Origin of the sequence: Lentzea sp. NPDC060358 (genome assembly GCF_042725365.1) — a bacterium.
GTDB lineage: Bacteria > Actinomycetota > Actinomycetes > Mycobacteriales > Pseudonocardiaceae > Lentzea.
In genome coordinates, this window is sequence record NZ_JBHXCW010000130.1 from 1 (window position 1) to 21,936 (window position 21,936).

General features: G+C 71.2%; 21 protein-coding genes and 1 pseudogene. 12 read left to right on the top strand and 10 right to left on the bottom strand.

Annotated elements, in window-relative coordinates:
• From ACFWGZ_RS25055 to ACFWGZ_RS25070, 4 genes and pseudogenes are all read left to right on the top strand, one after another.
• Positions 1-355, top strand: a pseudogene (locus ACFWGZ_RS25055) (amino acid permease); the annotation flags it as partial.
• Between the two features lie 40 nt (positions 356-395).
• On the top strand, positions 396-1,493 hold the full coding sequence (locus tag ACFWGZ_RS25060; RefSeq protein WP_382454010.1) for an NAD(P) transhydrogenase subunit alpha: 1,098 nt from the start codon (positions 396-398) through the stop codon (positions 1,491-1,493).
• Positions 1,490-1,756: an NAD(P) transhydrogenase subunit alpha gene (locus ACFWGZ_RS25065; RefSeq protein WP_198680616.1), complete on the top strand. Its 267-nt coding sequence runs from the start codon at positions 1,490-1,492 to the stop codon at positions 1,754-1,756. The genes ACFWGZ_RS25060 and ACFWGZ_RS25065 overlap by 4 nt, the downstream gene beginning before the upstream one ends.
• The gene (locus ACFWGZ_RS25070) at positions 1,753-3,111 is read left to right on the top strand and encodes an NAD(P)(+) transhydrogenase (Re/Si-specific) subunit beta (protein ID WP_382454011.1); all 1,359 of its coding nucleotides are present in this window, start codon (positions 1,753-1,755) and stop codon (positions 3,109-3,111) included. Before ACFWGZ_RS25065 ends, ACFWGZ_RS25070 begins: the two co-directional genes overlap by 4 nt.
• Here the strand turns inward: ACFWGZ_RS25070 and ACFWGZ_RS25075 are convergent.
• Positions 3,080-5,050: a diguanylate cyclase domain-containing protein gene (locus tag ACFWGZ_RS25075; protein WP_382454012.1), complete on the bottom strand. Its 1,971-nt coding sequence runs from the start codon at positions 5,048-5,050 to the stop codon at positions 3,080-3,082. The genes ACFWGZ_RS25070 and ACFWGZ_RS25075 overlap by 32 nt on opposite strands.
• 57 nt (positions 5,051-5,107) lie before the next feature.
• Positions 5,108-5,911 (bottom strand): SAM-dependent methyltransferase, encoded by an 804-nt coding sequence (locus tag ACFWGZ_RS25080; RefSeq protein WP_382454013.1) that lies wholly within the window; start codon positions 5,909-5,911, stop codon positions 5,108-5,110.
• A 138-nt stretch (positions 5,912-6,049) separates the two neighbouring features.
• Between ACFWGZ_RS25080 and ACFWGZ_RS25085 the strand changes: the two genes are divergently transcribed.
• Genes ACFWGZ_RS25085 through crcB form a run of 3 tightly spaced genes read left to right on the top strand, consistent with a single transcriptional unit; the run spans position 6,050 to position 7,135 of the window.
• Entirely contained in the window at positions 6,050-6,493 is a 444-nt protein-coding gene (locus tag ACFWGZ_RS25085) for a MarR family winged helix-turn-helix transcriptional regulator (protein ID WP_382454014.1), read from the top strand.
• Positions 6,474-6,800, top strand: coding sequence for a fluoride efflux transporter FluC (locus tag ACFWGZ_RS25090; RefSeq protein WP_382454015.1), 327 nt, complete (start codon positions 6,474-6,476; stop codon positions 6,798-6,800). Before ACFWGZ_RS25085 ends, ACFWGZ_RS25090 begins: the two co-directional genes overlap by 20 nt.
• Entirely contained in the window at positions 6,797-7,135 is a 339-nt protein-coding gene (crcB, locus tag ACFWGZ_RS25095) for a fluoride efflux transporter CrcB (protein WP_382454016.1), read from the top strand. Before ACFWGZ_RS25090 ends, crcB begins: the two co-directional genes overlap by 4 nt.
• On the opposite strand, the gene ACFWGZ_RS25100 is transcribed toward crcB, so the two are convergent.
• From ACFWGZ_RS25100 to ACFWGZ_RS25110, 3 genes are all read right to left on the bottom strand, one after another.
• Positions 7,080-9,719 carry an NACHT domain-containing protein gene (locus tag ACFWGZ_RS25100; RefSeq protein ID WP_382454017.1) on the bottom strand — a complete coding sequence of 880 codons (2,640 nt, stop codon included), beginning with the start codon at positions 9,717-9,719 and terminating at the stop codon, positions 7,080-7,082. The two genes, crcB and ACFWGZ_RS25100, sit on opposite strands and share 56 nt — an antisense overlap.
• Positions 9,720-9,797: 78 nt before the next feature.
• Positions 9,798-12,023, bottom strand: a complete 2,226-nt coding sequence (locus ACFWGZ_RS25105) for a HelD family protein (RefSeq protein WP_382454018.1) — start codon at positions 12,021-12,023, stop codon at positions 9,798-9,800.
• Between the two features lie 125 nt (positions 12,024-12,148).
• A complete protein-coding gene (locus tag ACFWGZ_RS25110) occupies positions 12,149-12,577 on the bottom strand; it encodes a MarR family winged helix-turn-helix transcriptional regulator (protein ID WP_382454019.1) in 429 nt (142 codons plus the stop codon).
• A gap of 136 nt (positions 12,578-12,713) precedes the next feature.
• On the opposite strand from ACFWGZ_RS25110, the gene ACFWGZ_RS25115 reads away from it, so the two are divergent.
• From ACFWGZ_RS25115 to ACFWGZ_RS25125, 3 genes are all read left to right on the top strand, one after another.
• A complete protein-coding gene (locus ACFWGZ_RS25115) occupies positions 12,714-13,316 on the top strand; it encodes a hypothetical protein (RefSeq protein WP_382454020.1) in 603 nt (200 codons plus the stop codon).
• Position 13,317: 1 nt separating this feature from the next.
• A complete protein-coding gene (locus ACFWGZ_RS25120; protein ID WP_382454021.1) occupies positions 13,318-13,536 on the top strand; it encodes a DUF6343 family protein in 219 nt (72 codons plus the stop codon).
• Positions 13,537-13,630: 94 nt separating this feature from the next.
• Positions 13,631-14,257: a TetR/AcrR family transcriptional regulator gene (locus tag ACFWGZ_RS25125; protein ID WP_382454022.1), complete on the top strand. Its 627-nt coding sequence runs from the start codon at positions 13,631-13,633 to the stop codon at positions 14,255-14,257.
• On the opposite strand, the gene ACFWGZ_RS25130 is transcribed toward ACFWGZ_RS25125, so the two are convergent.
• The 3 genes from ACFWGZ_RS25130 to ACFWGZ_RS25140 all read right to left on the bottom strand — a co-directional run bounded on the left by ACFWGZ_RS25130 (position 14,245) and on the right by ACFWGZ_RS25140 (position 17,289).
• Entirely contained in the window at positions 14,245-15,585 is a 1,341-nt protein-coding gene (locus tag ACFWGZ_RS25130) for a dihydrolipoyl dehydrogenase family protein (RefSeq protein ID WP_382454023.1), read from the bottom strand. The genes ACFWGZ_RS25125 and ACFWGZ_RS25130 overlap by 13 nt on opposite strands.
• Before the next feature lie 63 nt (positions 15,586-15,648).
• Complete coding sequence (locus ACFWGZ_RS25135; RefSeq protein ID WP_382454024.1) at positions 15,649-16,008, bottom strand: VOC family protein; 360 nt, start codon at positions 16,006-16,008, stop codon at positions 15,649-15,651.
• A 12-nt stretch (positions 16,009-16,020) separates the two neighbouring features.
• Positions 16,021-17,289, bottom strand: coding sequence for a hypothetical protein (locus ACFWGZ_RS25140; RefSeq protein ID WP_382454025.1), 1,269 nt, complete (start codon positions 17,287-17,289; stop codon positions 16,021-16,023).
• A 47-nt stretch (positions 17,290-17,336) separates the two neighbouring features.
• Here ACFWGZ_RS25140 and ACFWGZ_RS25145 point away from each other — a divergent pair, with 47 nt between their 5' ends.
• Together ACFWGZ_RS25145 and ACFWGZ_RS25150 are read left to right on the top strand one after the other, a co-directional pair.
• On the top strand, positions 17,337-17,813 hold the full coding sequence (locus ACFWGZ_RS25145; protein WP_382454026.1) for a S8 family serine peptidase: 477 nt from the start codon (positions 17,337-17,339) through the stop codon (positions 17,811-17,813).
• Positions 17,814-18,012: 199 nt separating this feature from the next.
• Positions 18,013-18,516 (top strand): DUF3145 domain-containing protein, encoded by a 504-nt coding sequence (locus ACFWGZ_RS25150; RefSeq protein WP_089950817.1) that lies wholly within the window; start codon positions 18,013-18,015, stop codon positions 18,514-18,516.
• Positions 18,517-18,546: 30 nt separating this feature from the next.
• On the opposite strand, the gene ACFWGZ_RS25155 is transcribed toward ACFWGZ_RS25150, so the two are convergent.
• Together ACFWGZ_RS25155 and ACFWGZ_RS25160 are read right to left on the bottom strand one after the other, a co-directional pair.
• Positions 18,547-20,265, bottom strand: coding sequence for an ABC transporter ATP-binding protein (locus tag ACFWGZ_RS25155; RefSeq protein WP_382454027.1), 1,719 nt, complete (start codon positions 20,263-20,265; stop codon positions 18,547-18,549).
• Complete coding sequence (locus tag ACFWGZ_RS25160; protein ID WP_382454028.1) at positions 20,265-21,881, bottom strand: ABC transporter ATP-binding protein; 1,617 nt, start codon at positions 21,879-21,881, stop codon at positions 20,265-20,267. Before ACFWGZ_RS25160 ends, ACFWGZ_RS25155 begins: the two co-directional genes overlap by 1 nt.
• Positions 21,882-21,936: the final 55 nt, after the last annotated feature.

The following is a 21,936-nucleotide window of genomic DNA, read 5'->3' on the forward strand; positions in this document are numbered from 1 at the left end:
CGTCTCGCCGTCGCTGGCCCCCGTGATCCGCGTGGCCGCTTGCCTGGCGGCGCTCGGCTCTCTGCTCTCGCTGCAGCTCGGCGTCTCCCGGACCGCGCTGGCGATGGCGCGCGACCGGCGGCTGCCCTCCCCGCTGGCCGACCTGCGGGTCGCCGAGGTGTGCACGGCCCTGGTGGCGATCGCGCTGGTGCTCACCGTCGACGTGACGCGCGCGATCGTGTTCAGCTCGTTCTGCGTGCTGCTCTACTACGCGATCGCCAACGCCAGCGCGTGGACGCTCGGCAAGCGCGTCGTGCCCGCCGTGGGGCTCGCGGGGTGCCTGACCCTCGCCGGTGCGGTTCTCTGGCAACTGTAGATGTGGCCCAGGTCACCTTTGATCGCGTAACGTGCGTACGGTGAAAGTGGGAGCACCCGCAGAGTCGCGGCCCGCCGAGCGCCGAGTCGCCTGCGTACCGGAAACGGTGCCATCGCTGGTCGACGCCGGACTGACCGTGCACGTCCAGGAGGGCGCCGGCCGCCACGCCCACGCCCTCGACGCCGCCTACCGGGCGGCCGGGGCCACCGTGACGCCCGGCGACCCGGCCCCCGAGTCCGACGTCGTCGTGTCCGTCCAACCCCTGACCGTCGAGCAGGCCGGGCTGCTGAAGCCCGGTGCGGTGACCATCAGCTTCCTGCAGCCCGGCGCCGAACGGGAGCTGCTGGAGGTCTACCGCGAGCGGCGCGTCACCTCGTTCAGCTTCGACCGGCTGCCGCGCGTGACCCGCGCCCAGACCGCGGACGCCTTGTCGTCGCAGGCACTCGTGGCGGGCTACCGGGCCGTCCTCGTCGCCGCCGAACGACTCCCGCGCTTCCTGCCGATGTTCACCACCGCCGCGGGCACCGTGCCCCCGGCCAAGGTGCTCGTGCTGGGAGCCGGCGTGGCGGGCCTGCAGGCCATCGCCACCGCACGCCGCCTCGGTGCCGTCGTCGAGGCCTACGACGTCCGCAAGGCCGCCGGCGAGGAGGTCCGCAGCCTCGGGGCCAAGTTCCTCGAGCTGGACCTGGAGACGCAGACCGGTGTCTACGCCTCCGCCCAGTCCGAGGAGTTCCTGGAACGCCAGCGGGAACTGATCGGCGACCACGTGGCCGCGTCCGACGTCGTGATCACCACGGCCGCCGTCCCCGGCCGCAAGGCCCCCGAGCTCGTGACGACCGACATGCTCAAGGCGATGGCACCGGGCTCGGTGCTGGTCGACCTGGCCGCGGAGTCGGGCGGCAACTACGCGGGATCGGTGGCGGGCAAGGAGGTCTGGGTCGGCGAGGTGCTCGTGCACGGCGCGCTGAACCTGCCGTCGTCGATGCCCGTGCACGCGAGCCGCCTCTACTCGCGCAACGTGGTCAACCTGCTCAAGCTGATGATCGTGGACGGGGAAGTGCGGCCGGACCTCGACGACGAGGTGCTCGGCGGCTGCTGCCTCACCCACGACGGTGAGATCCGCGAGGTGGTGCCGTGATCGACCTGCTGACGATCTTCGTGCTGGCCGTGTTCGTGGGTTTCGAGGTGGTCTCGAAGGTGTCCACGATCCTGCACACGCCGCTGATGTCCGGTGCGAACGCCATCCACGGCGTGATCCTGGTGGGCGCGATCCTGATCACCGGGTCGGCGGAGAGCACGCTGGAGCTGGTGCTCGGGCTGCTCGCGGTGTTCCTCGCGACGGTGAACGTCGTCGGCGGGTTCGTGGTGACGGACCGGATGCTGGAGATGTTCAAGAAATGACCGTCCAGCTGATGTACCTCGTCGCCGCGCTCTGCTTCATCCTGGCGCTGAAGGGCCTGAGCTCGCCCAAGTACGCGCGCTACGGCAACTTCATCGGCGCGTTCGGCATGCTGGTCGCCGTCGTCACCGCCTACGTGCACGGCGTCGTCCACAACGGACTGTGGATCCTGGTCGCCGTCGCACTCGGTGTGGTGGTGGGCATCCCGGCCGCCCGCTCGGTGAAGATGACCGCCATCCCGCAGATGGTCGCGCTGTTCAACGGGGTCGGTGGCGCCGCGGCGGCCCTGGTCGCGCTCGCGGAGTTCTTCGCGGTGCCGGACACGACGGTGCTGTTCCGGCTCGCGACCGTGCTGACGGTGCTGATCGGGTCGGTCAGCTTCTCCGGGTCCGTGGTCACGTTCCTCAAGCTGCAGGAGCTGATGACGACGCGGCCGGTGCTCCTGCCGGCCGGGCAGCAGCTCGCGATCGCCGCGGGCGTGTCGTCGGTCGCCCTGTGCGCGTTGACGATGGCGGTGCCGAACGGGTTCCTGCTGTGGCTGCTGGCGGCGGTCGGGCTGGCGCTCGGCGCGCTGTTCGTGCTGCCGGTCGGCGGGGCGGACGTGCCGATCGCGATCTCGTTGCTCAACGCGTTCACCGGCCTCGCGGTCGCGGCGTCCGGGTACGTGCTGGCGAACACGCTGCTGATCGTCGCGGGCACGCTCGTCGGCGCGTCCGGCACGATCCTGACGCGGCTGATGGCGCAGGCGATGGGGCGGTCGCTCACGAACATCCTGTTCGGCGCGTTCAAGGCGACACCTGTCGCGGCGCAGGGCGAAGAGCAGCGCACGGTCAAGTCCGGCACGGTCGAGGACGTCGCGATCCTGCTGGGGTACGCGAACAACGTCGTCGTGGTGCCCGGCTACGGGCTCGCGGTCGCGCAGGCGCAGCACGCCGTCCGCGAGCTCGTGTCGCAGCTCGAACGGCGCGGAGTCGCCGTGGCGTACGGGATCCACCCCGTCGCGGGGCGGATGCCGGGGCACATGAACGTGCTGCTGGCGGAGGCGGACGTGCCGTACGAGCAGCTCAAGGAGCTCGACGACGTCAACCCCGGCATCACGTCGGTCGATGTCGCGGTGGTGGTCGGGGCGAACGACGTGGTGAACCCCGGTGCACGCGACGAGCCGGCGAGCCCGATCTACGGCATGCCGATCTTCGACGTGGACCGCGCGAAGTCCGTGGTGTTCATGAAGCGCTCGATGCGGCCGGGGTTCGCGGGCGTGGACAACGAGCTGCTCTACAACCCGAAGACGACGCTGCTGTTCGGGGACGCGAAGGACTCGCTCACTAAGCTGCTGGCGGCGGTGAAGCAGCTCTAGCCAGCAGGTCCGTCACCTCCCGCGAGGTGAGGGCGGGCAGCAGGCCGATCACGCCGTCCGCCCCGGCCGCGCGCCAGTCGTCGGCTTCGGCCGCCGTGTGCACGTCGTCGGCGGCGAACCGCACGCCGAGGCCGTGCACGGTCTCGACCAGGCCGCGCATCGCCCGGTACAGCAAGGAGTTCCGGCTCGGGGCGGGCGCTCGGGTGATCACCGTGCGGACCGGCACCTCGGTCAGCACGGCCAGTTCGTCGTGGCCGCCGCGGAACCCGTCGAGCGCCGTCACGATGCCGTTGTCGTGCAGCACCAGCGCGTTGTCGTCGCCCGCGAGCACCGAGGAGATGTCCAGGGCGATCCGCAGCCGTTCCGGCGGAAGGCCCGTCTCGTCGAGCGCCCGCTTGACGTCGGCGACCAGGTCCTCGTCCCTGGACTGCAGGGCGCCCAGCGCGATGTGCAGCGTGGGCGCCCCGTCACCGAACTCCGCGACCCACCCGGCGGCCTGGGCGCACGCCTCCCGCAGCAGCCAGCGGCCGATCGGCAGCGACAGGCCCGTCGAGTCGGCCAGCGCCACGGTGTCGTTGTGGCCCAGGTCGTTCCAGTGCAGGCGGGCGACGGCGCCGAGCACCTCGCCGGTCTCCAGGTCGTGCACAGGCGCGTAGACGATCCCGACCTCGCCGTGCTCCCACGCGCCCGGCATCGACGCGGCCAGCGCGTACCTGCCGCGGCGGCGGGCGTCGTCGTGCGGGTCGTGCAGCGCCCACTGCCGCTTGCCGCGCGCCTTCGCCTGGCGCAGGGCGGCGTTGGCGCACCGCATCACCTCGGCCGCCGTCGCGAACGGCGGCGGCCGGTCCACCACGCCGATGCCGACCGAGAGCGCGAGACCGTGGTCGTCCACGAACGTCGGCTCGCCCAGCGCCTCCTGGATCTCGTCGATCGTCGACGTGACGGTGTCGTTCGAGGTCATGAGCGCGAACTCGTCGCCACCGATGCGCGCCAGCACCGCGTTCCTGTCCTCGGCGAGCTTGCCGAGACGACTCGCGACGATCTTGAGCAGCTTGTCGCCGGTGTCGTGGCCCAGGCCGTTGTTGACGACCGAGAACGCGTCCAGGCCCAGGTGGTACAGGGTGATCGGCTCGCCCTCGAGCTGCCGTTCGACCTGCGTGACGAAGTGCTGGCGGTTCGACAGGCCGGTGAGCGAGTCGTGCAGCAGCTGGTGGTCGAGGCTGCGCTGCAACAGGTGCAGCTCGCTGATGTCCTCGACCATCGTCACGTGGTGGGTCGGTTCGCCGTCGGCGTCGCGCAGCACCGAGACCACGAGGTGCACCCACACCGGCTCGCCGTCGGCGCGGATCAGCTGGCGCTGGTCGCGGAACCGGTCGAGGCGCCCCTCGCTCACCTGCCGGTAGGAGGCGCCCAGCGACAGCAGGTCGTCGGGCTGGTAGAACTCGCGCAGGTCGCGGTCGTGCACGTCGGTGCCCGACGCCAGCCCGACGATCTCGGCGAGCGCGTCGTTGGCCTCCACGCACCGGCCGGTGAGGTCGGTGATCGCGATGCCCAGCGCGGCGGACTCGAACACCTCGCGGAACCGCGCCTGGCTGACCTTGAGCGTGCGCTCGACCCGTCGCTTGGCCCGCACGATCGCGACCTTGATCTGCTCCTGCTGGTCGAAGGCGTCCAACCGCATCGCCTGCGCGTAGGCGGAACTCAGCCTGGCGAGCAGCGGCAGCTCGAACGCGGAGGAGAGCAGGTCGACGGTGACGCGCAACGACTCGGGGCCGGTCGCGTGGAGTGACACCAGTCGAGCGGCCACCGCTTCGGGTGACTCCGGCAGCTGCCGCAGCGAGTCGAGCAGCGCCTGCTCGATCTCGGCGTGGGACAGCGGGATGTACGCGGTCGAGGTCAGCGCGTGCATCCAGCGGGTGGCGAGCTCCGGGAGTTCCATCCTGTGACAGAGCGTACGGAGTACGCGCCTCGCGAGCCAGCACCTCCGCGCGGCCGCCTACACCTTGCGGCCCACCGCGGCGTAGATCGACGCCTCGTCCGGGTCGTCGGTGTTCGTGCCCTCCGGGCGCCACAGCGGCGACGGCACGATTCCCGGCTCCACCAGCTCGAACCCGTCGAAGAGCCCCTCGATCTCGGCCTTCGTGCGCGGGAAGATCGGGTTCTGGCTCTTCTTCATGACCTCGACGACCGCGGCCATCTCCGCGGGCCGGAAGTCGGGCGTGAACTGGGAGAACGCCAGGTAGCTGCCGGGCGGGACGGCGTCGCGGTACGCGGCGGCGATCGCCCGCGGGTCCGCTGCCGGCGGCACGAAGTGGAAGACGCCCACGGTCAGCACGCCGACCGGCTGGGTGAAGTCGAGCAGGCCGCTGTCCCGCGCGGCCTGCAGCACGGCCTCGGGCCGGGTCATGTCCTCCTGGACGATCGCCGCGTACGGGTCGCCCTCGAGGATGAGCTGGCTGTGCGCGACCGCGACCTCCTCGAAGTCCACGTAGAGCACCCGAGCCTCGGGATCGGCCTTGCGCGCGATCTCGTGCACGTTGCCGACCGTCGGGATGCCGGACCCGAGGTCGAGGAACTGCCGGATGCCGTTGCCCGCCATGAAGAGCACGGCCCGGCGCAGGAACGCCCTGTTGAGCCGGGCGACCGTGCGCGCGTGGGGCTGCGCCTGGAGGAAGAGCTCCGCGAGCGCCCTGTCGGCGGCGAAGTTGTGCCCTCCGCCGAGCAGGAAGTCGTAGAGGCGCGCGGCGCTCGGCTTGCCCGTGTCGACGCCTTCCGGAATCCAGCTCACCCGTTCAGCCATGACCCTCACGCTACTGAGCCGCCGCACGTGTGCGGCAGCCGCAATCGCTGAAAGGTGTGAATCCTCGCGGAACGCGACCGGCCGCGGCGGCGAATCTCGAACCCTGGGACGGCACCGGGGATTCAGTAGTATTTCCGCATGTCAGACGAAGCCCGCACGCTCACCGACGTGGTCACTCGCCTGCGCCGGGCGCTGCGGACGAGCATCCGTGCGGACTGGCCCTGGGAGTCCCTGCCGATGGCGCAGGTGGAGCTGCTGCAGACCCTCGCGGAACGCCCGCCGATGAAGGTCGGCGACCTGGCCGCCGTCCTGCGCCTCGCCCCCAACACGGTGTCCGGCCTGGTGTCCCAGCTGATCGACGCGGGCCTCGTGCTGCGCGGCGGAGACCCCAGGGACAGACGGGTGGCCCGGCTGTCCGTCTCACCGCGTGGACACGAGCAACTGCTGGTGTGGCAGCGCGAACACGAGAAGCGGATCGGTGCCGCACTGGGCAAACTGGAGGCGTCGGAACGAGAGGACGTCGTGCGCGCGTTGAAGGCCCTGGACCACTTGGTGGAGCACCTTGCCGAACCCTCGGCGTGACTCCTCGTTGCCGTTCGTCTCGCTGGTGTCGTTGGGCGGCGGGCTCGGCGCAGTGGCGCGGTACGGGCTGTCCCTCGCGGTGCCAGGGGCCTGGGGGCTGTTCCTGATCAACGTGCTCGGGTCGTTCCTGATCGGGGTGCTGATGGGACGGGTGCCGCGGCCGTTGGTGCGGGCGTTCTTCGGGGTCGGCGTCCTCGGCGGGTTCACCACGTTCTCGTCGTACGCGGCTTCCTGGTCGTGGGCGCTGCTGGTCACGCCGGTGTGCGCGGTGGCGGCGGCGTTCCTCGGGCTGCGGGTGACGCGATGACCGCCGTGGTGGTGTTCCTCGGTGCCGCTCTGGGGGCGCCCTGCCGGTACCTGCTGGACCGGTTCGTGTCGGCGCGGATGTCGTCGGACTTCCCGTACGGGACGCTGGTGGTGAACGTCCTCGGGTGCCTGCTCATCGGGTTCGTCGCGGGGACCTCGTGGATGCCGCTGCTCGGGGTCGGGTTCTGCGGTGGGCTCACGACCTACTCGACGTTCAGCTACGAGACGGTGAAGCTGCTGGAGGCGGAGAAGTACCGGCCGGCTGTGCTGAACGTCCTGGTCAGCGTGGTGCTCGGGGTGGGGGCGGCGGCTGTGGGTCTCGCTCTAGCACGCTGATCCCGCCTGCCAGCCAGTCGCGCAGGAACGCGTGGACCTCGGGTGGCAGGGGCAGTTGCCGAAGCCACGTGAGCACCTCGGCGCGGCTGGACCGCGCCGAACCCACGAGACCCATGCGGCTCGCCCTCTCCAGGCGCGGCAGGGAGAGCATCAACCAGAGGCTGCTGGTGCGCCTGGCGGTCCTCAGGTCGGTGACGTCGGCGGTGCGGAACCGGGCCTCGCCGAACCACGGCGTCGGCCGGGTCGCCATGACGACCGCGAGCCGGTCGCCCTCCCGGCGGGGGATCAGCAGCTCGTCCTTCTCGAGCAACTGCGACGCCGCGCTGAACCGCGAGGTGCGGTGGAAGTGGACGCGCAGGTAGAGCGGTTCGACTCCGAAGCGCTCGACGATCTGACACAGCGCATCGGGGTCCGCCAGCGCCTTGGACCCGGCCCAGGGCGGCGTCCTGTGCAGTCTCGCGAGGATCGGGCCGTGCTTCGGTGCCACGGCGCGGTACAGCTCCGGCAGCGCCCGCACCCCGCTCTCCTCCGGAGGCTCGACCAGGTGCTCGAGCACCAGCGCGGCACCGGGCTCACCTCGTTCGAGCAAGGCGTCCAGCCGTGTGACGACCGCCTGTTCGACGACGCGGAAGTTCGCGGGTGTCGAGTCGTGCAGAAGGCTCATGATCGGCTGGTCGGCCGACGTCGTGGCCGCGGGGCCCATCGTCATGCGAACGCCGTCGATCGGGTGGAAGACCGACCGGTCGAGAGCAGCTTCGGCGATCGCCCGGATCGTGCGGTTGCTCGGATGGGTGTGGTGCAGTGACCGCACGGCGAAGTCGAGGCCGGTGTCGGTGAGCGCTTCGCCCAGCAGCTCGTCGACGCCGCCTTCGACGTTGCGGTCGTGGAGTTGCAGTGCGATCTGGGCGACGACCTCCCATTGGCCGATGTTCGGTTCCAGCGCGGCCCACAGACTGGCGGCCGTGCGGTTCGTGCGGACCAGGTGCTCGGCGGCGAAGTACTCGAGGAACGTCCGATGGGTGAAACCGAACCGGGGCTCCGCACCGGTCGCGCCCACGTCGGTGAGGACCCAGGCCCGGCCGGTGCAGTAGGCGAGGAACTGCTCCGCCGTCGCCACGGACTCGTCGTGGTCGTCGAGCTTGGGTTCGAGGTACCGGGTGAGCGCTTGCACGATCCTCGTCCGGGACTGCGCTCTGCCGGACTCCGGCTCGGTCAGCATCGTCCAGGCGAGGTGCTGCACCGCACCGCGCACCTTTCCCTGAAACCTCAGCGGCAGCAGGATCTCCCGCCGGGCGTCCCAGTGCTCGAACAACATCAGCGCGCAGCGTTCGTAGGCCTGCGCGAGGTTGCGGGGCAGGTAGCGGTCGCTCGAGTACATGGCGCACAACAGGGAGAGCAACAGCGGGTTGCTCCGCAGCTCGGGAATCCGTTCGCTGTCCTCCATGAACGAGGTCGCGAGCCGCTTCCGTTCACCGGGAAAGGAGGCGTCGTCGAGAGCGAACCAGTTGTGCACGTAAGTGCGCACCTGCTTCGGCGTGAACTCCAGGATGCGGGTGACCTCGAACAGGGCCGGGTCGAGCGGTACCTCGTCATACCCGATCTCCCGGGCGGTCACGAGGATCGGAACCAGCGGGTAGAGGTGGGCGAACCCCTCCAGCAGGGTGGTCACGCGCCGGCGGAGCTCCGTTCGCACGATCTCGTCCAAGCCGTCCAGCACGAGCAGCGCACGTCCGTTGCGCAGCAGGTACTCGATCGAGTCCGCGGGCGGTTTCACGTTGTACGGCGCCCGGCAGAGCATCTCGAGGTAGTGGGTCAGGTCGTGACCGCCTTCGTCGAAGGAGGCGGTGAACTCCCGCAGCACCACCAGGAACGGCACCCGTCCCGATCCGTCGAGCGCGACATCGTGCGCGAGCTTGGCGGCGAGCATCGATTTGCCGGCACCGGGGTCGCCCAGCACCACCTTGCGGTCGCCCGGGGTGCCGAACCGGAACTCGCGGTCCAGGTCGAAGCTGGGCTGGACGTACAGCTGTTCGTGCGGCACGACCCGGCTGATGCCGACGTGCGGCAGCCTGATGCTGCTGTGCAGCTTCGCGACCTGGTCCGTCATGTGCACCGCGAACGCGTGGAACTCGGTGACGGACCTCAGGCTCGCGAGCAACCGGCTGTTGCCCGCGGCCGACGCGGTCAGGTCGGGTTCTGCGAACCGCGTGTGCGCGCCCACCTGCCACGGAACGCGCTCACAGGTGGCGGAGAGCGTTCCCATGACGATGTCCGCCGCCGGTGCCAGGAACCGCTCGGGAAGGCCGGCGAGTCTGAGCCCGTGGCGGATCTGGTCCTCGGCGGTGCCGGCGACGTTCGCGCTGAGCCGGAACTGCGCGACCACCGCGGCGAAGTCGGGGGAGTCCACGTAGCCGATCAGCGTGACCGCGTCGGCGCCGAGGTCTGCCAGGAGCCGTTCCGCCGCCGGTGTCCACTGCGTCGTGGGAGTCCAGGGCGGTCTCACGACCAAAGTGCGCAGTTGGTGCGAGAGCTTGTCGCTCACGTTCACGACGACTCTCGCGACCGCCGACTCGATGCTGGACATCCGGTCCTCCTCGGCGCCGCCCGCTCCTGGATGTCGCCACCAGGAACGCGAGCGTTTCGCGGAGGAGGACCGGAGTGCTCAGTTCTTCAGCCGGGACAGCACGTCCGGAAGGTCGCCGGTGTGCACGACGCCGAGCCGTTGCGTCGCACGGGTCAGCGCGACGTACAGGTCCGACGCGCCGCGCGGCGACTCGGCCAGGATCGCGGCCGGGTCCACCACGACGACGGAGTCGAACTCCAGGCCCTTCGCGTCGACCACGCCGAGCACCACGACCTGCGCCTCCTCCAGGTCGTTGCCCTGCGACGACCCCGGCACCGCGGCCACGACCGCGGACCCCACCGAGGGCAGCAGCTCGCCGGGGACGATCACCGCCACCTTGCCGTCGCCGACGGCCGCCACCTCGCGGGAGATCAGCGCCGGCAGTTCGGCGGCCAGGGAGGACACCGGGGAGACCCACGGCGCCACACCGGTTTCGCGCACCGACGTCGGTGGCACGAGCGAGGTGTCCAGGGAGGCGAGCACGTCCGCGGCCACCTCCATGATCTCGGCCGGCGTGCGGTAGTTGACCGTCAGTTCCGTGAGGCGCCAGCGGTTCTGCACGTACGGCGAGAGCACGGCGCCCCACGAGGTGGCGCCGCCGATGTCGCCGGTCTGCGCGATGTCGCCCACCACCGTCATGGACTTGCTGGGACAGCGGCGCATCAGTGTGCGCCAGGCCATCGCGGACAACTCCTGCGCCTCGTCCACGATGACGTGGCCGAAGGTCCAGGTGCGGTCGGCGGCCGCGCGTTCCGCCGCCGTCTCGTAGCGGTCCACGCCGTGGCGCTGGGCCAGGCTGTACGCGTCCATCAGGTCCGAGGCCATCAGGAGGTCCGGGTCGGCGTCGTCCTCGAGGTCGAGGATGTCGAGGACGCCCTGGGCGTACTCGATCGCCTGGCGGCGCTGGCGTTCGGCGCGGGCCTTGGCCTCCGTGTCGTCCTCGCCCAGCAGCTCCGCGGCCTCGTCGAGCAGCGGCACGTCCGCGGGCGTCCAGTCGTCGGTGGAGCGCTGCAGCAGGTCGCGTTCCTCGCGGGTGAACTTCGCCATGGCCCTGTTGCGGCGCTTCGGGTTCGAGTAGAGCTCCGAGAGCAGCGTGAACGGGGTGAGGACCGGCCACAGCGCCGAGATCGCGGCCTGGACCTCGTCCGACTCGCGCAGCTCGCGGCGGATGTCGTCCAGGTCGTCCTTGTCGAGCAGGTGGCCGCCGAGGCGGGAGGCGACCATGCCCGCCAGCGTCGAGACGATCTCGCGCGCGAACGTGCGGCGTGCCTCGTTGTGCGGGCGGCGGGTGCGGCGGGCCCTGCCGCGCGCGTCGGCGATCGCCCGGCGGTCCAGGCGCAGCACGTCGTTGTCGAAGCGGACCTCGACGTGCGGCGGCGCTTCCTGGCGGTCGCGCACGGCCGCGGCGATCACGTCGGCCATCTGCAGGCGGCCCTTGACCGCGGCGGCCGCCGCGGGCTCGCGACCGGTCGCCGTGAGGCCCGGGTAGAGCTCGCCGACGGTCGAGAGCAGCACGCCGGTCTCGCCCAGCGACGGGAGGACCTGGCTGATGTAGCGCAGGAACGTCGTGTTCGGGCCGACCACGAGCACGCCGCGCTTCGCGAGCTGCCGGCGGTGCGTGTAGAGCAGGTACGCGGCGCGGTGCAGGGCCACGGCGGTCTTGCCGGTGCCCGGACCGCCCTGCACGACGACGACGCCGTTGAGCTCGGACCGGATGATCTTGTCCTGCTCGGCCTGGATGGTCGCGACGATGTCGCTCATCTGCCCGGTGCGCGACTCGTTCAGCGCCGCGAGCAGCGTCGCCTCGCCGGTCAGGCCCTCGTTGCGCGACGGCTCGGCCGAGTTGATGTCGAGCACCTCGTCGTCGAGGCCGATGACCTTCCTGGACCGGGTCCGCAGGTGCCGGCGCCGCCGCACGCCGTCGGGGGAGGCTGCGGTCGCGAGGTAGAACGGCCTGGCGGCGGGCGCCCGCCAGTCCATCAGCAGCGGCTCGTATTCCTTGTCCTCGTCGAAGAGACCGATCCGGCCGATGTAGAAGCGGTCGCCGTTGTGGAAATCGAGCCTGCCGAACGCGAGTCCGTTCTCGACCGCGCTGTACTGGGTCAATTGATCGGTGTACATCGCGACGGACGTGTCGCGCTCCGACCGCATCTGGTGCGTGCCGCCGGTTTGTCGCAACGATTGTGCGAGTCGTTTCGACGTCTGTTCGCGGAGGTCGTCGAGCCGGCCGTACAACATGGCCACGTATTCCTGCTCCGGCTCCATTTCGGCGAGCCGGAGGTCATCGGAGGGGCTTGACAACTTGCCTCATTTCTCGATACAGTGCGACGTCGGTTTATCTCCCGACTCGCCCACTCTTGCCCGCGCCCGGTCGCGTGAGCGCAGACTGTCTAATCTACACGCAGATCCGCGTGGTGCAGATAGGCCTTGCGCAGCAGTGTGGTCAACGTGTCCCGCTCGTTCGGCGTCAACGGCGCCAGCAGCTCCTCGTCGTGCGCGCGAGCCGTGGCCAGCCTCTCGCGCAGCGCCTGCCGCCCGTCCTCGGTGATCGACACGGTGAACCTCCGCCGGTCCCGCTCGTCCCTGCGGCGCCGGGCGAACCCGGAGGTCTCCAGGTCGTCCAGGACCGACACGAGGTCGCTGGGGTCCATCCGCACGCTGTCGCTGATCCGCTTCTGCGCCACGGCTTCCTGCTCGGCGAGGTGCGCGAGCACGGTCAGGTGGGGGCCCCTCAGCCCGGCCCGGCCGATGCGACGCGCTTCCCTCACCAGCTGGAGCATCAGGTAGCTGGGAAGACGCAGGAGCTGATCGATGCTCATGTACTCCAGCATAGAAAAGATCTGTCCCCCGATCGTGGGTAGCGCTGCGTGCACAACGCGCCTGGACGAGGGCCGACAGGGTGAGCGTTGGGGTGACGTTTCTCCACAAACCACCAGATCACGGCAAGGTGGGGGTATGACGCGTGCGGAGATCGTCCGGCTCGCCCGCTGTGTGGTGCGCAGGCCCAGGTGGCAGCTCGTCGTCGCGGTCCTGCTGTCCGCGTGGACACTCGCCTGGGTGCTCGGCCAGCTGGCCGAGGACCCGCTGAGCCCGCTCGGCGTGCTGGCCTGGACCGGCATCCCGCTCCATTCGGCTTCCCTATGGGCCCAGGAGCGCGTCGACGTCCTCGCGTGGCTCGCGACGCTCGGCGGCCTCTGCTGGGCCGCGACCACCGAACAGGGCCAGCTGCCGGCGCTCGCGGGGTGGTTCGCGGTGCTCGTCGCCGGAGAAGCCGCTGGTTACGAGCACGCGGTGCAGCGCGCGATGCTCAGCATGGTCGTGTTCCTGGCGATTCTCGCGCTCGTGTCGCTCACCGGGCGGCGCGCGTTCGTCGTGGACCGCGTCGCGGTCATGCCGAGGGACGTCGTGCGGGCCGGGATCACCGCCGCCGTGCTGACCGCCGTGGTGCCGTTGATAGCTCCCGGACTCGCCGTGACGCGTCTCGTGCGGCCTTACGTCACGAAGCCGCCGCGGCCTTTGCGGCGGGTTGAGACCCCGTTGCTGAGGGAAACCGGATGAGGTGAGCGACTACCTGCCCCCACCGGCCCCGCCGCGCAGCGCGCTGACGTTGCGGCTGTGGCTCGCCGGGTTCGGGCTGGTCTTCAACTCGGTCGCGGGCTGGCTGGCGCTGCGAGCTGATCTCGTTTGGCTCGGAGTGCCGCTCCTGCTACTCGCCGCGGTGTGCGTGGCGGACTTCCTCCGGGTGGTGCAGCGCAAACGGCGCGGGGACCCCGGCTGAAACAGATCGGCCATCCGCGCTGTGCAGGTGCCCTTTTATGGATAAAGATGTCGGCGTGCATGAAAATCCGGCAAAGGGCAGGTTGGCCAGGGTGATGCGCCGGCAGCCCGTGCAACAGCGCGGCGCGGCCACCGTGTCCGCGATCCTGGACGCTTGCGCGAGCCTGCTGAACGAATACGACTACGACGACATCACCACCGCCCGCATCGTCGATGTGGCCGGAGTGCCCATTGGTTCTTTCTATCAGTACTTCCCGGACAAACGGTCGGTCGTGCACGCACTGGCGCTGCGCGGCATGGAGACGTGCCTGCGCGAGATCGAGGAGATGTTCGCGACCGACCGGATAGCGGGCACGTGGCGCGAAGCCATGAAACAGGTCATCGGCGTGTACGTGCGGATGCTCGCCGAAATTCCCGGTTTCGGGCGCGTGCGGTTCAGCGACATGCTCGACAGCCACCACCTCGACTCGAGCGTCGACCAGTACGAGCTGATGGCCGAACGCCTCGCCGAGCTGTTCGTCGCCCGGTTCGGCGCGCACGGCGACGCCCCGGTGATGCTGACGTTCCGGATCGCCGTGCAGACCGCGGACGCGCTGTTCAAGCTCGCCGAACGCGTCGACGAGGACGACCGCGCGTACGTGGTCGGCACGGCGAACGAGATGCTCACCAGCGTGCTGGGCTCGGTGCTGGAGGAACCCCGGGACCCTGCTCAGAGCCCGTAGGCCTCCAGCAGCCGCAGCCACACCTCGCTGATCGTCGGGTAGGCGGGCACCGCGTGCCACAGCCGGTCCACGGGGACCTCGCCGACGATCGCGATGGTGGCCGAGTGCAGCAGCTCGGAGACGTCCTGGCCGACGAACGTGACGCCGACCAGCGTCCGCGTGCGCTCGTCCACGACCATCCGCGTCTTGCCCTTGTAGCCGTCGGCGTGCAGCGACGACCCGGCGACCGCGATGTCGAGGTCGACCACCTTGACGTCCCGCCCCGCCTTGCGCGCCTCCTCCGCGGTGTGACCGACGAACGCCACCTCGGGGTCGGTGAACACGACCTGCGGCACCGCCACGTGGTCGGCGTTGGCCTGCCCGGCAGACCACGGCTCCGGCTCATCACCGCGCGCCCGCGCGAGGATGGCCGACCCGGCCGCACGGGCCTGGTACTTGCCCTGGTGCGTCAGCAGCGCCCGCCCCGTGACGTCGCCGGCCGCGTAGAGCCACTGACCGTCCACACCGGACACCAGCCCGGTGTCGTCGGTGGTCATCGGCTTGCCGTCCTTCGTGGCCGGCACCCGCCCGGTGGCGATGAGGATCTTCTCGCCCCGCACGGCCCTGCCGTCCTGCAGGGTCAGCTCGCCGGGCTTGATCGACGAGGCGCGCCCGTTGAGGAGCACCTCGACGCCGTCCTCCCGCAGCCCCTCGACCACGAGCGGCCCGACGAACTCCTCCATCCTGGGCAGCGGCCGGTCCCCGGACACGACGAGCTGCACCTTCGACCCGAGCCGGGCCCACGCCTGCGCCATCTCGACGCCGACGACCCCGCCCCCGAGCACGACGAGCGACTCGGGCACCTCGCGCGCCGACGTGGCGTCCCGCGAAGTCCACACAGGAGTGTCGGCGATGCCGTCGAGCGGCGGCATCTTGGGCACGCTGCCGGTGCACACCACCACGGCGAGACGAGCCCGGTGCACCTCGCCGCCCACGGTCACCTCGCGCTCGCCGGTGACCTCACCCTCGCCGCGCAGGACGTGGATGTTCTCCGACTCGGCCCACCGCACCTGCCCGGAGTCGTCCCAATCGGAGGTGAAGCTCGTCCGGCGCGCCAGCACCTCCTGCGGGTCCAGCGACCCGGCGTTCACCCCCTGCACCCGCCGGGCGGCCGCGAGCGCGTGCCCGGGCCGCAGCAACGCCTTGGACGGCATGCAGGCCCAGTACGAGCACTCACCGCCGACCAGTTCCTTCTCGATCATGGCGGTGGACAGGCCACCCGCGGCCGTCCGCCAGGCCACGTTCTCACCTACGGGTCCACCACCGATGACGATGACGTCGAAGTCCATGGCGCTCACAGTAGGCCGCGGCGACAGGTGCGTGCGCGGGGAAGTGATCGCGCCGGAACTCCCTCAGGAAAGCCACATCAGGCAGAACGGGTGCCCGACCGGGTCCAGGAACACCCGAAACGCGTCGGCGTCCTCCGCCGTCACGAACGACGCCCCCATCTCGAGCACCCGGGCCTGGGCCACCTCGACGTCCTCCACCAGCACGTCGAGATGGAACTGCTGCGACCCGCGCGGATCGGGGAACACCGGCGCGACGTACTCGGGAGCCCGCTGGAAGGCGATCCGGGTCCCCGAGGCGACGATCACCACCCAGTCCGCGTCGCCCCCGGCCAGTCGCGAAGCCCCCAGCAGCTCCTCGTAGAACGACGCCAGCTCCGGCGGATCGGGGCAGTCGAGCACGACGGAGCGAAGTTGTCCGATCATGCCGACAAGCCTCTACCGGGTGGCGGGCAGCCGCAACGCGGACTTGGCGATCGGATCCAGGGCCGCCTCGCCCGCGCCGCCGGTCCACACCACGAAGGTCAGCTGCACGTGGCTGCCCTTGGCCGTGCTCGCGAAGGCCGCGTTCTCGAGCGGCTTGCCGTCCGGGCCGTGCACGCCGCCCGAGCCCGGCAGCGCCACGATCGACATCAGGGCCTTGGCCGACGGCGCGTCGAGCAGGTCGAGGTCCGCGACCAGGACGGTGGCCTGCTTGCCGGACACCGTCGTCTCGTAGGTGGCGCGCAGGAGCTCGCCGCACTCGTTCGCGATCAGCCACGCCTTCACGTCGCCGAACGCCTGCGACTGGCAGTCCTTGTCCTTCTTCGCTTCCTTCGGCACGAAAGCCGTGCCGTCCACGACCACCGTCGTCGGCTGCGGCGCCGTCGGCTCGGTGGTGGAGCCGGCCGCGTCGTCGTCGCCGCCGGACAGCAGCACCAGCAGCCACACGACCAGGACCAGCGCGACGACGCCCACCGCCACCACGAACGTCCACGGCATCTTCTTCGGCGCCGTCGCCGGGGGCTCGGCGCCCTCCGGCGGGCGTTTGCGCGACAGCGGGCGGCGGACCTGCACCTTCGGGATCAGCATCGTGCTGGCCGAGGCCAGGTCGGGGGAGACGGCGTCGCTGAAGCCCTCCGCGAGCAACGAGCGCGCGTCCGGCGGGGTGCCGGTGGTCTGCAGGACCGCGAGGAGCTTCGCCGCGTGGTCGGCGGTGCACGGCACGGTCGCGGTGGCCAGCTCGCGGGCCGCGGTGAGCAGGGTGGACAGCTTCGGGTGCAGCACGCGCACGCCGCGGTTGAGGTCGACGGTCGGCTGCACGACCTGGCTCACGAACGGGCCGACCGCCACGACGGTGCTCACCGGGAGCGGTTCCGCACGCATCGTCTGGATCCGCTGCGCCACCGCGGTCGCCGCCGCCACGGCCTCGGCCGCCGGGTTCGGCGAGCCGTCCTGGGACACGAGCGGCCAGCCGTCCATCTTCCACTGGTCGTTCAGCGGGGCCTCGAGCTTCACCGCCGGGTCGGGCAGGTCGACGCCGACGATCACCAGCACGCCCTTGGGCAGCACCACGATCGCGTCGAGGGGCACGGGGCAGTCGGGTGGCTGGACGCCGATCAGCGCGATGCCACCCAGGGCCTGGGTCCCCGCGCCGCACGCAGTGAGGGCGGCACGGACGTCCGCCCCGATGGCCGAAGGCTCAGCGCCCAGACGGATCAGCCGCACGAGTCCCCACCTTTCCGCACGGGGGGACACCGTAGCGGGCCGGGGTCGTGCAACTGCAGCCAGTCGAGACATCGCGTGATCGTCGTCACCGGATTGTGGGCAACTCGTCTGGGCCGTCTGGCGGCGGTGCGTTCGACCCTGAGTCGGTCACTGTCAAGTTGCAGCGGCAGCTGGTGGCCGAAGGCGTCATCGTGTGGGCGAACGGCAACGACGGCGGCGACGGCTCGGCAAATCTGTCCAACCCGCCTGGCATCGACCCGACTCCCGGCGTGATCTCCGTCGCTTCCTACGACGACCGGGGAACGGGCACCCGCGACGGAGGTGTGTCCGACTTCTCCTCGCGGGGGCTCGCCGCGGACCCTCGACGTGGCCGGACATCTCCGCATCGGGAGAACGGTCCCGGCCCGCTCGACCCGGGCACGTTCACCACGATCAGCGGCGCGTCGACGGCGGCCACGCACATCTCCTCGTACGACAGGGGATCCGAGCTCGCCGACGTCGTCGCCGCGGTAAACGCGCTCTAGATCACGATCACGCATCACTCGGCGGGGAGATCGGGACTTAAGACCTGTATCTGCCCCGGTCGGGTGATGATCGAGCTGGTTCTTATGGCGGACATGCCTCGAGTCGGGGCAGAATGCAGCGAGCGGGATTTCACGGTGATCACCTCACTCGGCAAAGGCGTAGGGGAAGACGTCCCTCGTCGAGCAGCGGAGGTCAGCAGTGAGCACCCGTGGCAGCACCAGTGGCGTGGTCTACGTCCACTCGTCGCCGTCTGCGGTCTGTCCGCACGTCGAGTGGGCGATCTCGGGCACCCTCGGCGTCCGAGTAGACCTCAGGTGGGCAGCGCAACCCGCGGCACCAGGCCAGTTGCGCGCTGAATGCGCGTGGACCGGAGACGCCGGAACCGGCGCGAAACTCGTGGCTGCGCTGCGCGCGTGGCCAATGCTCCGCTTCGAGGTGACCGAGGAACCGTCACCTGGTCAGGACGGCGAGCGCTTCTGCTTCGCCCCCGTCCTGGGACTGTGGCACGCCCGGACTTCGGCCAACGGCGACATCGTGGTCAACGAGGACCAGCTGCGTGCTCTGGCGGTGAGAGCACGCGGCGGTGAGTCGTTCGCCCACGGCGTGGACGAGCTCCTCGGCGCCGCGTGGGACGACGCGCTGGAACCGTTCCGCCGTGCGGGCGACGGCGCGCCGGTCACCTGGCTGCACCGTGTCGGCTGACGGCACCAGCTCGTCCGGTGTGGACCCCGCTCACCGTTTGGGCAGCGGGGTTTCCTCGTGGTGGGTGGGGTCCCAGGCCAGCATCAGCCGGCCGTAGAGCGGTGACGTCCTGAGCAGCTGCTCGTGGGTGCCGAGCAGCGGTCTGCCGCCGTCCATGACCAGCACCCGGTTCGCCCTCAGCGCCGAGCTCAGCCGGTGCGCGATCACCACGAGAACTCCCTGCCGCTGCGCGAAAGCCCGTTCGACGCGGGCCTCCGCGGCGGGATCGAGGTGCGAGGTCGCCTCGTCCAGGACGATCACGGTCGCGGACGTCAGGTAGACCCGCGCGAGCGCCAGGAGCTGCGCCTCGCCCGCGGACAACCCCGCTCCGGCGTGGCCGAGCTCCGCGTCGAGCCCGCCCAGCCGGTCCAGCAGTGGTGCGGCGCCGACCTTCCGCACCGCCTCGACGACGTCGCGGTCGGTGGCCCACGGCGCGAGGAGCGCGAGGTTCTCCCGCACGGTGCCGGTGAAGAGGTAGGTCTCCTGCGGGATCAGGGCGATCGCGTGGTGGCGGATCTCGGGCGCCACCCGGTCCACCGGGACACCGCCGAACAGCACGCTGCCGCGGTCCGGGGGCATCAGCCCGGTGAGCAGACCGGCCATTGTGGACTTGCCGATGCCGGACGGCCCCACCACGGCCAGGTGGTCGCCGGGAGCGAGGTCGAGGCTGAGGCCGCGCAGCACCGGTACCGCGTCCGGGCTCCAGCCGAACGTGACGTCCCGCAGCGCGAACTCGCTGCTCGCCGGGGTTTCGCCGCCGGTCTCCGCGGTGGCGGGCGGCGCGGCCTCCTGAAGCCGTTTGAGAGCGACCATCAACCGCATCACCACGGTGCTCGTGGTGCGCGCCAGCCCGTGCAGGGCCGGGTTCACGCTGGTGGTCAGGTACACGACGGCCGCCAGCGCGGCGCCGGTCGTGAGGCGGCCCGACGCCACGAGCGGCGGGGCGAACGCCACGAGCAGCACGATCGGAGCGAACCCGCCGACCGCGATCACCGTGGCGCGCAGCGAGTTCGCCCACGCGACCGAGACCGAGGCCCTGGCCTGCCGATCGACCTCCGCCACGACGTCCCGGTACGCCTCGGCGGCCGCGTCACAGGCGGCGACGTCGCGCAGCCCGGTGAGCACCGCGCCGGATGCCTCGGCCGTGCTCTCCTCCGCCAGCACGACGTCGCGCTGGCGCCGGGCCAGCGACGGGAGCAGGAACCCGAAGAGCACCAGCGCGGCCACGATCGGCACCGCCACCAGCCAGATCAGCGCGGTCGCCGTGGTGGCGAGGCCGATCAGCGCGGCGAGAGTGGTGACCAGCAGGGCACGGGCCTGGATCAGCACGCCGGCGGTGGCGTCGCGGACGACCTCGACGTGCCGGGTGATCATCGCGACGGCGCTGGCGTCGGGGGTGCGCCGGTGCGCGGGATCGCCCAGCACGCCCCGCACGATCCGCGTGACCAGGGCGTCCCGCATGGGTTCGACGACGTCGCCGAGCCGGGCGAACACCTGCCGCTGGCCCAGCGCGCCCACCACGGCGAGGGTCGCGAACGCGAGCAGCCACAGGACGCCCGCCAGGGGGTGGCCCGCCGCGAAACCCCGGTCCACGGCCGATCCGACGAGCTTGCCGCCGAAGAACGCGGGCACGCCCTCGAGCGTGGACCAGGCCAGCAGGACCAGGACGCTCCTGCGGTGTCCCGCCAGGGTGGAGAGGTAGAAGCGCATCACTCGCCCCCGGTGAACACGGCCCGGTAGTCCTCGTGCTCCCACAGCCGCCGGTGCGTGCCGGTGCCCCGGACACGGCCGTTCTCCAGCCACACCACGACATCCGCGCGTGCGGCCGTGGCCGGCCGGTGGGTGACGACGACCCGCGTCCGGCCGGGGAGCGCGGTGGTGAGGGCCCTGTCCACTTTGGCCTCGGTCACCGTGTCCAGACTCGCGGTGGCGTCGTCGAGCACGAGCACCTCGGGGTCGCGGACGATGGCGCGGGCCAGGCCGATCCGTTGCGCCTCACCACCCGAGAGCGGAGCGTCGGCCAACGGGGTGTCGTAGCCCTGCGGCAACCGGATCACGACGTCGTGCACCTGCGCGGCGACGGCGGCATCGCGCACTTGAGCCTCGTCGGCGTCCGTCCCGTAGCCGATCGCGCGGCCGATCGTGGCGCCCAGCAGCGCCGGGCGTTCGAAGGCGTAGCCGACCTCGCCGTCGCGCAGGACCCGGCCGGAGTCCACAGCGGACAGTCCGCCGAGCACCGCGGCGAGCGTCGACTTGCCGGAGCCGGAGCTGCCGACGACCGCGGCGAACGTGCCGGCGGGCAGCGACAGGTCCACGTCGCGCAGGGCCGTCCCGACGCTGACGCCGCGCAGCTCCAGCACACCGGCGCCGGGCGCGGCCGGGAGACTGCCGGGGACCGGGGTGCCGAGCACCTCGGCGATGCGGGTGGCGGACGCGCGGGTGCGTTCGAGGGCGGTCAGCTGGGGGATCTGGCCGACGACGCCCATGCCGAGCGCCGCGTAACCGAGGGCGGCGAGCACCTCGCCGGGGGAGAGCCTGCCCGCCATCACGCCGAAACCGGCGGTGACCAGCACCGCGATCTCCACGGCGGGCAGCAGCAGACCGGCGCGCCACATCATCTTCGCCTGCGTGCGCCACATGCCGGCACCGGCCGCGGCGAGCTGGGGCAGCGGCCGCAGCACGCGGCCGGTCTCGTGGTCCGCGATGCCCGCGGCGGCGATCGTGCGCCTGCCCGACACCGCGTCGACGAGCCGCGCCGAGACCTCGCCGGAGACCTGCTGGTAGGCCAGCACGTCGCCGGCGGTGAGCTGCAGGTGCGTGCGGACCAGCAGCATCGCGAGCGGCACGCTGACCGCGAACACGGCGGCGAGCCGCCAGTCCAGCAGCGCCAGCGCGACGACCGCGCCGGCCGAGGAGACGGCCGTGACGACCAGGGTGATCAGGGTGACCGCGACGCCGCCCGCGTTGGCGCAGTCGCCGGTGACCCGGCTCACGGCGTCGCCCGCGGCGAACGGGGAGGGGTGGCCCAGGGAGAGCAGTTTCCGGGAGAGCGTGCGCCGCAGCCAGGCGGTGGCGCGGCTCGTGATGCTCGCGGCCAGCACGATGCCGACGGCGTCGCCGATGATCTCGACCAGGGCCAGCAGGAGCAGGAACAGCACGGCGACCAGCACGAACGTGCCGCTCAGAGCCATGTCCACGGCGTTGGCGAGCGCGGTGGGGAGCAGCAGGCCGCCCGTCGTGGCGACGGCGGCGTTGACCAGCAGCAGCCACGGGCGGTGGTCGCGGCGGACCGCGGCGACCAGCAGGGCGTCACCGGGTTTTGCCATCGGCTGTTCCTCCGCGGGGCTTTTGGGCGCATCATGAACAGGGCCCGACCGCTGG

Coding starts and splice junctions, on each gene's coding strand:
- ACFWGZ_RS25070 (WP_382454011.1), top strand. CDS start 1,753: ATGACCGTCCAGCTGATGTACCTCGTCGCCGCGCTCTGCTTCATCCTG.
- ACFWGZ_RS25075 (WP_382454012.1), bottom strand. CDS start 5,050: ATGGAACTCCCGGAGCTCGCCACCCGCTGGATGCACGCGCTGACCTCG.
- ACFWGZ_RS25080 (WP_382454013.1), bottom strand. CDS start 5,911: ATGGCTGAACGGGTGAGCTGGATTCCGGAAGGCGTCGACACGGGCAAG.
- ACFWGZ_RS25085 (WP_382454014.1), top strand. CDS start 6,050: ATGTCAGACGAAGCCCGCACGCTCACCGACGTGGTCACTCGCCTGCGC.
- crcB (WP_382454016.1), top strand. CDS start 6,797: ATGACCGCCGTGGTGGTGTTCCTCGGTGCCGCTCTGGGGGCGCCCTGC.
- ACFWGZ_RS25100 (WP_382454017.1), bottom strand. CDS start 9,719: ATGTCCAGCATCGAGTCGGCGGTCGCGAGAGTCGTCGTGAACGTGAGC.
- ACFWGZ_RS25105 (WP_382454018.1), bottom strand. CDS start 12,023: ATGGAGCCGGAGCAGGAATACGTGGCCATGTTGTACGGCCGGCTCGAC.
- ACFWGZ_RS25110 (WP_382454019.1), bottom strand. CDS start 12,577: ATGAGCATCGATCAGCTCCTGCGTCTTCCCAGCTACCTGATGCTCCAG.
- ACFWGZ_RS25115 (WP_382454020.1), top strand. CDS start 12,714: ATGACGCGTGCGGAGATCGTCCGGCTCGCCCGCTGTGTGGTGCGCAGG.
- ACFWGZ_RS25125 (WP_382454022.1), top strand. CDS start 13,631: ATGCGCCGGCAGCCCGTGCAACAGCGCGGCGCGGCCACCGTGTCCGCG.
- ACFWGZ_RS25130 (WP_382454023.1), bottom strand. CDS start 15,585: ATGGACTTCGACGTCATCGTCATCGGTGGTGGACCCGTAGGTGAGAAC.
- ACFWGZ_RS25135 (WP_382454024.1), bottom strand. CDS start 16,008: ATGATCGGACAACTTCGCTCCGTCGTGCTCGACTGCCCCGATCCGCCG.
- ACFWGZ_RS25155 (WP_382454027.1), bottom strand. CDS start 20,265: ATGCGCTTCTACCTCTCCACCCTGGCGGGACACCGCAGGAGCGTCCTG.
- ACFWGZ_RS25160 (WP_382454028.1), bottom strand. CDS start 21,881: ATGGCAAAACCCGGTGACGCCCTGCTGGTCGCCGCGGTCCGCCGCGAC.